Below are 7674 nucleotides of genomic sequence, written 5' to 3'. Positions count from 1 at the left end.
GGACCTCAACCTCACGCAGCTTTGCAATAATTTCTTCCGGCTTGGCTCGTTTCGCCATGTCTCAGCTCCTCTTTCAAAGCCGAAACTAACAGATTCATCGGACCACTTTCCCGGAGGCAGACCAGCTGTTCGTGACAATCCTCTCACCAGCCACCGTTCGCGCCCATGCCAGCTCCGGCGGTAGCGGCGTCGGTGCATATTCGCCGTTGGATGTTGCATCGAGCTTGATTGGCAGCTTCATGATATGGGCCCGTTATTTGCGCTTGGCTTCTTCGATGTAGCGTTCCACAACCTGTTCCAGGATTGGAAGCGGCATCGCGCCGTTCTGCAGGACCGCATCATGAAATTCTCGAATATCGAACCGCTTTCCGAGTTCCTTTTCCGCTTTTGATCGTAAATCCTGAATTGTGCGCATACCAATTTTATAGGACAACGCCTGCCCGGGTATCGCAATATACCGCTCAGTCTCCTTGACGATATCGGCTTGTGACATGGGCGTGTTTGCCGTCATGTAGCCGATCACTTGCTCCCGACTCCATTTCTTGTGATGCGCCCCGGTGTCCACCACGAGGCGCACCGCACGCAACAACTCATACTGAAGCCTGCCGAAATCTGACATTGGATCGGTGAAAAAACCCATTTCCTTGCCTAGCGCTTCCGCATAAAGCGCCCACCCCTCGATATAGGCGCCGGTAATGTTAAATCTGCGGAATGCCGGCAGCGCCTCAAGCTCCTGCGCGATCGCAATCTGGAAATGATGGCCGGGCGCGCCTTCATGATATGCGAGCGATTCCAGCGTGTGAATTTGTTGGGCGCTCATATCCGCGAGATTGACATAGAAGATCCCCGGGCGGCTGCCATCCGGGGATGGCTGGCTGTAGAACGCGCCGGACGCCGTGGCTTCCCGCCAGGTCTCAACCGCCCGGACCTCCAGCGGCGCCTTGGGCAACAGGTTAAAGAAGTCGTCTGTGCGGCTATAAACATTCTCGAGATAGCCTTCGGCAAGCGCGAGGTAGGCTGCCCGTCCCTCCTCCGTATCTGCAAAAAAATTATTTGGATTTGTACGAGCGTATTCAAAAAAGTCCTGCAGCGAGCCTTTCACTCCTACTTTCGATTGAAGTTTGCGCATCTCTTTTTGAATACGCTCCACTTCAGACAAGCCGTAAGCGTGAATCTCGTCAGCGGTGAGATTTCTTAGAGTCGTGCCGTTTTCGATCTGGTTTTGATAAAACGCATCACCATCAGGCAGATTCCATACGCCATCATTGCCGTCGGCAAGGGCCTGTGTTTTCTCGACAACGGCAAGGAAGCGCTGATATCCGCGTGCAAATGGGCCGGTCAGTGCAGATTCCGCTTCAACAACCAGCTTCTCTTTTTCTTTGTCGCTTACCTCAAGGCCAGAAATTTTACTCTTGAAATCTGCTAAAATAGCGTTCTCCTCCCCGCTATCGTCAAAAGGGGCGCCGCTGATGATTGTCTTCGTGTCGTTCAAAACATGCGGGAAAGCAAACGCAGGGGGAATGATGCCCATCTCGTTGCGGGTCTCAATATTCGCAACAAGCTGGTCCATAACGCGTTCCGCATCTTTTAAGCGCGCAATATAAGCTTCAGCGTCTGCAATCGAATCGATCTGGTGCCAATTTTGCAGCACTACGGGCAGAAAAGTGGCGACAGAATCCATCTGGGTGACTGCATATTCATGAAACCGCCATGGGAAATTACGAATCTGCTGCTCAGTCTGGAATTTGAAAATATCGTAGCTTAGCTTCGATTCCGGCGACAGCTCCTCATAAGCGAACTCCGATTCCACTCGCGCAAGATCGGCAAGCGCCTCTTCATACTGTTTTTCGTCATGAGCGTCGGAATAGTCGCCCCAGCGGTAGTAATCCTCTCCCTTGACGCCAAGTTGCGCCTGAAACTCCGGACTGTCTTCGACCGCGCGCTGGAAAAGTTCTTCAAAGAACTGGTTCAGCCTTTCATCTATTGCGCCGCTGCGCTCTTGTTCAGAGGCCGCCGCTGCACCGCTCGCGCCTGCAAAGGCCGCAATCGCCCAGAATGCAAGTAGTATTTTGAAGAACTTTTTCATGCCTTTACCTTTCGACCTGGCGCACGCGGCCCGTCCCGCCGCCGAGCGCGGCCGGTTCGAGAACATCAATTACTTGTTCATTTTACTAGTTATATTTTAATTAGAAAGAAGCGCCGCCAGATATGCGACGAACCGAGATGGGAATACGACAAATCGAACCCCGGGCTTTCACGCCCTATTCCACCGGCTCCCCATCCAGCGTCCAGACGTCGACGGCGCCGATACCCAAATCCTGGATCGGGTGTTCAATGTTTTTCAGATCCCCTACAATCACCCAGATGAAGTCATCCGGTTTGATAACCCGGCGTGCAACCGAGCGAACCTCCTCCAGCGACAGATTTTCAAAAGCGCCCTTCAAGGTCTCGGGATAATTGAACGGACGTTCAAAACGCCGACTCGTAATCATTGAGCCCAGCACAGCGGTGGATGTTTCATACTGCCCGGGGAGAGAACGAATGCTGTTATCAACGACGCGGGTGAGCTCATCCTGACGGGCCGGCTGATCCGAGAGGAATGACTTCATCTCACGCCTTAGCTCCATGATGGACTCGGCTGTTTTATCGCTCTGGACAGGCGCATAGGCGAAAAAAGGACGCGGCCCCGCTGCGCTCGACATGAACGTATAAGCGCCATAGGCCCAGCTCTTGTCTTCACGCAGGTTCATATTGATGCGCGATGAGAACTGTCCTCCGATAATATCGTTCATGGCATCGATGGCGACGGCCTGCGGGTCCGTTGCTGACGGCGCCAGGATCCCGGCAAGAATCACCGATTGCGGGGAGTTCGGCTTGTCGATCAGAATGACTCTCGCCCGGCCTTCCAGCGGCGCTTGAAAGTTTTTCTGCGGTTTTGGCGTATCGGTCCGCCAGGCGCCGAAACTTTTTTCAAGAAGCGGCCTCACCTCATCGGCGTCAACATCGCCGGCGATATAGATGGATGCATTATGCGCCCCAAGCCATTTCTCTTTGAACGCGACCAGTTGATCCCGGGTCAGCGTCTTGATCGTATGTGCATTCCCGCTTCCGGTAAAAGGCACGCCATAAGGATGACCGTCGCCATAAAGAAGCGGAGGCAGGAGCCGCAACGCCAACTGCACCGGCTGGGCTTTTTCCTGTTCGATCTGGGAAAGCCACTTGACCTTCAACTTGTCGATTTCATCCTGCGGGAAATTCGAATTTCTCACAATGTCCGCAAACAAATCATAGGAGTCCGGCAAGCTGGACTTCAGCGCGGAGACGGAGACAACAGAAAGATCGGTGTTTGAAGATGTTGAAATGCTCGCGCCAAGCCGGCCGGCATCGGATGCAATTTCTAACGATGAACGTTTGCGGGTTCCTTCATCCAGCATAGACAGCGTGAACGAAGATACGCCAATCGAATCTGGGGCATCTGATGCATATCCCGCATCGAACACGATCGCCGTCTCTACGACCGGAACAGCGGACCGCTTCGCCAGATAAACCTTGACCCCGTTTTGCAGACTGAAACTCTCAACCGCCGGAAACTGAAGATCCGGGCTTGAGCTGGGATATGGCAATTTAGAGCGGTCAGCGTCTGTTTCGGTTGTGGCGTATTGTGCATAAGGCAGTACCTCAATCTGGTGATGCCCGGAGGAAAGCCATTTCTCGGCGGCGAGGCGCACATCCTCGACAGTGGCGTCGTTCACCCATTCAAATAACGTCAGATAGAAGTGCGGATCGCCCGCATAAAGCTCGCCCTTTCCAAGAATGCCTGCCTTGCCGTCGTCATCGCCCACCGTCTCAAGCCCGCGGATCAGGCCCGCATTAAATCGCGCCTTGGCCCGCTCCAGCTCATCTTGCGTCGGGCCCCGCGCCAGAAAGTCTTCAAGGACGGCGTCGGTTTCAGCAATAAGCCTATCCATTGAACCGCCGGCCGCCAGGTCCGCTTCAACGGAGAAGAAACTCGCCAGTTTGTGCGGCGACAGATATGCGCTCGCTTGCGTCGCGATCTGCTCATCCTGCACCAGCTTCTGATAAAGCCGGGAGGCTTTTCCGCCGCCAAGAATTGAAGCGGAGAGAGACAGGTAAGCCCGCTCCTTCTCTGTTCTGCCCGGCGTCGCCCAGTTCCGCGAAAGCCGGGCCTGGGGGACCTGATCGTAAAGAACCTCAGCGGTGTTCCGCTGATGCTCGGGAACCCAGCTTCTCCATTTCTGAAGCGGCGGACCGGCCGGGATGTCGGCGAAATACTTCTCAACCAGCGGGCGCGCCTCTTCGGCGTTTATGTCGCCAGCCAGAACCAGCACAGCATTCGCCGCGCCGTAATATCGCTTGAACCAGCCATGCACATCTTCCAAGGAAGCCGCGTCCAGATCTTCCATCGACCCTATGGTTGAGTGCCTGTATGGATGGCCTTCAGGGAACAAGCCCTCCAGCACGCGATATTCCATAAGACCGTAGGGCTGGTTATCGCCCTGACGCTTTTCATTCTGAACGACGCCGCGCTGCTCATCCAGCTTCTCCTGAGTCACTGCGTTCAGAAGGTGCCCCATACGGTCCGATTCCATCCACAGGGCCAGGGGCAGCGCTGGCGTCGGAACGGTCTCATAATAAACAGTGCGGTCAAACCAGGTGTTGCCGTTAACCTGCGTCGCGCCGACAGTTTCGAGGGGACCGAAGAATTCGTCATCGTAATTCTCCGTGCCATTATACATCAAATGTTCGAACAGATGCGCGAAACCGCTCCGGCCTTTCGGTTCATCCCGGGAGCCGACGCCATACCAGACATTGATCGCCACGATCGGGGCTTTGCGATCCTCATGGACGATAACCCGCAAGCCATTATCCAGCGTGAATTTTTCATACGCGATGACAGGCGCTTCATCCTGAGCAAGGGCCGGGATTAACGTGGCGAACAGGATAGCCATTGAGACCATTCCTGACTTGATGGCGTCCAAAGCCGCCCGCATAAGAGGTTTTTCGCCGCTCGATGTGATCGACATTTTGCACTTGCCCCCAAATCATGAGCAACAGCGCCCGCCATCGGCGCGCCTTTACTGTTTAAGTTTTTTATTTTTTTTAATTAGGTATGGGCGGGGATGCAAGCGCATTCGCAACCGGTCACCGTCATGAAGAGATAAAAATCCCCTTCCCGTCAGAGCGTGGCGCCAAAAACAACCTAAAACCCGAAGACCGGGGTAAACACGCCAGCCAGCGCCGCGCTGACGGCTGAGCCGCGACATCTATGGCAGGCCCGCTGAAAGAGGTTCTGGCCGACCGGCTTTCTCCTCATTCCCGCAGAAGGCCTACGCAGGCGATGTACGGCCCTCCCAGTCTATTGCAAATCGCCATATATTTTAAATAGGATGAAAGCCTCAGCGCTAACCTCACCCGCGAAACCAGACGTCCCTCGCCTCACTTCGAATGAAATTGCTTCCCAATCCCAGTTTGTGGAGAACCGACCATGTCTCGCCTGCTAAAATACGCTTTCATCCTGTCCGTAGCGACGACGCCACCCCTCTATGCACAAGACGATCCCTATCTATGGCTCGAGGAGATCGAAGGCGAAAAAGCCCTCGCATGGGTCGAAAACGAAAACGAAAAAACGCTTTCCGACATGACCGCCGATCCGCTCTATCCCGTTCTTTATGAAGAGGCGCTTGAGATACTGACCAACGAAGAGCGCATTCCCTATGGTTTCATCTATCAAGACTATTACTATCATTTCGACCAGAATGCGGAAAATGTACGCGGCGTTATGCGGCGCACACCCGTCGCCGCGCTCGCAGAGCAAAACCCGCAATGGGTTGAAGTTTTCAATCTCGATGAGATCGCTGAATCCGAAAAGAAGAACTGGGTGTATCAGAGTTTTAACTGCACGGCGCCGGACTATGACCGTTGCATGCTGGAAATCGCCGATGGCGGCGGAGACACTTCTACATTCAGGGAGTTTTCCATATCTTCCGGCGATTTTGTGGAAGATGGTTTTGTCGTTCCCGAAGCCAAATCATTTGCCGATTGGGAGGATAAAGACACTTTGCTCGTCGCCACGGATTGGGGCGCAGACAGCCTGACCAACGCCGGCTACCCGCGGATCGTAAAACGGTGGCGCCGGGGAACGCCATTATCCAGCGCGGAGACAGTTTATGCCGGGGATATAACGGATACGCTGGTCGCAGGCGGCGTCTACGAGATTTCCAATCGCAATGTTATGTTCGCCGTCCGCTATCTCAAGGACTGGAACCAGACCGAATATTACTTCCAGACAGAAGGCGGCGAAGTCCGGAAATTGCCGCTGCCGCTGCAAACGAATGTCTATGGCGCGCTTGAAAATGAATTGATCATAACGGTCCTTGAGGATTGGCAGTCTGGCAATGGCCTTATCCCCGCCGGTTCGCTGGCGGCTTTCGATCCGGCAACCTCGAGGGCTCAGATCATTTTCACACCGAGCGCCAATCAGGCGATCGATTCTGTTGAAGTGTTAAAGAGCAGCATCGTTATCGAACTTCTCGACGACGTCAGCGGCAAGGCGTTGCGCATCCAAAAGCAAGGTGATGATTGGGCGCAACAGGCGATTCCCTTGCCGCCGAATGGCGTGATTGTGCTTGCCGCCGCTAGCGACAAGTCCGATGCGCTGTTCATTTCTTATGAAAGCATCACACAACCCAACACGCTTTATTATGCCGCCGCTGACAACACTGTTGCTGAAGTCATGAGCCTGCCAACGCTTTATGATTCGACAGACATTGTCGTTGAACAGCGCTTCGCCGAAAGCTCTGACGGCGAGCGCATCCCCTACTATATCGCCGGCAAATCCGAAGTTCTCGCAGCAGGCGATGCGCCGACCGTTCAATACGGATATGGCGGATTCCTGAACTCCATCACGCCTCTTTATTATGAGGACCCCGCCCGCCCGCAACATGGCGCCTTGGCCGGCAAAATGTGGATGTCGCGTGGCGGCGTGCTTGTGCTCGCCAATATCAGAGGCGGCGGCGAATATGGTCCGCGATGGCATCAGGCGGCGTTGCGCGAGAACCGTCAGCTTTCATTTGACGACTATATCGCCGTGGCCGAAGACCTTATTGATAGCGGCGTCACCACGTCGGACAAACTTGGCGCACTCGGGCGTTCAAATGGCGGCCTACTGTTGGGCGCTGTTTTAACACAAAGGCCAGCGTTATTCGGCGCCCTGGATATCGGCGTTCCGCTCTTTGACATGTTGCGCTACACGCAGTTAGGGGCCGGTGCGAGCTGGGTTGGCGAATATGGAGACCCGGCGATCGCCGAACAGCGTGAGTATATTGCGGAATACTCTCCTTATCAGAATCTGAAATCAGACCAGCCTTATCCCAAGGTATTATTCTACACTTCAACCAAGGACGATAGAGTGCATCCGGGGCATGCACGCAAGGCCGCCGCGCGCCTAACGGAGCTTGGTTATGACTATTACTATTACGAAAACATGGATGGCGGTCACAGCGGCACCTCAACCCCGCAACAGCTCGCCATGCGCACCGCGCTTGAATATCTTTATTTCATTCGGATGTTGATGTGAAAAACGCATCCATGGATGGCTTTTCCCTGGCGGATGTTTTTGGATCCAAGCAAAGCCTGTTCTGATAAAAAAAGCCC

At 54.4% G+C, this 7674-nt stretch carries 3 protein-coding genes; 1 reads left to right on the top strand and 2 read right to left on the bottom strand.

The features are described 5' to 3' along the window. Window positions 1–253: 253 nt before the first annotated feature. Both ACFC5L_RS09020 and ACFC5L_RS09015 read right to left on the bottom strand, forming a co-directional pair. Entirely contained in the window at window positions 254–2086 is a 1833-nt protein-coding gene (locus ACFC5L_RS09020; protein WP_375204079.1) for a DUF885 domain-containing protein, read from the bottom strand. A 175-nt stretch (window positions 2087–2261) separates the two neighbouring features. Next, entirely contained in the window at window positions 2262–4970 is a 2709-nt protein-coding gene (locus ACFC5L_RS09015) for a M16 family metallopeptidase (RefSeq protein WP_375204080.1), read from the bottom strand. A gap of 536 nt (window positions 4971–5506) precedes the next feature. Here ACFC5L_RS09015 and ACFC5L_RS09010 point away from each other — a divergent pair. Then, on the top strand, window positions 5507–7597 hold the full coding sequence (locus ACFC5L_RS09010; RefSeq protein ID WP_375204081.1) for a prolyl oligopeptidase family serine peptidase: 2091 nt from the start codon (window positions 5507–5509) through the stop codon (window positions 7595–7597). The last annotated feature ends 77 nt before the right edge of the window (window positions 7598–7674 follow it).

This window comes from Hyphococcus sp., from assembly GCF_041986965.1.
GTDB lineage: Bacteria > Pseudomonadota > Alphaproteobacteria > Caulobacterales > Parvularculaceae > Hyphococcus.
This window is presented reverse-complemented; position numbering and strand designations above follow the sequence as displayed.

What these genes read in the sequence shown, in the direction of transcription:
- ACFC5L_RS09020 (WP_375204079.1), bottom strand. Translation starts at nt 2,086, where the DNA reads ATGAAAAAGTTCTTCAAAATACTACTTGCATTCTGGGCGATTGCGGCC.
- ACFC5L_RS09015 (WP_375204080.1), bottom strand. Translation starts at nt 4,970, where the DNA reads ATGGCTATCCTGTTCGCCACGTTAATCCCGGCCCTTGCTCAGGATGAA.
- ACFC5L_RS09010 (WP_375204081.1), top strand. Translation starts at nt 5,507, where the DNA reads ATGTCTCGCCTGCTAAAATACGCTTTCATCCTGTCCGTAGCGACGACG.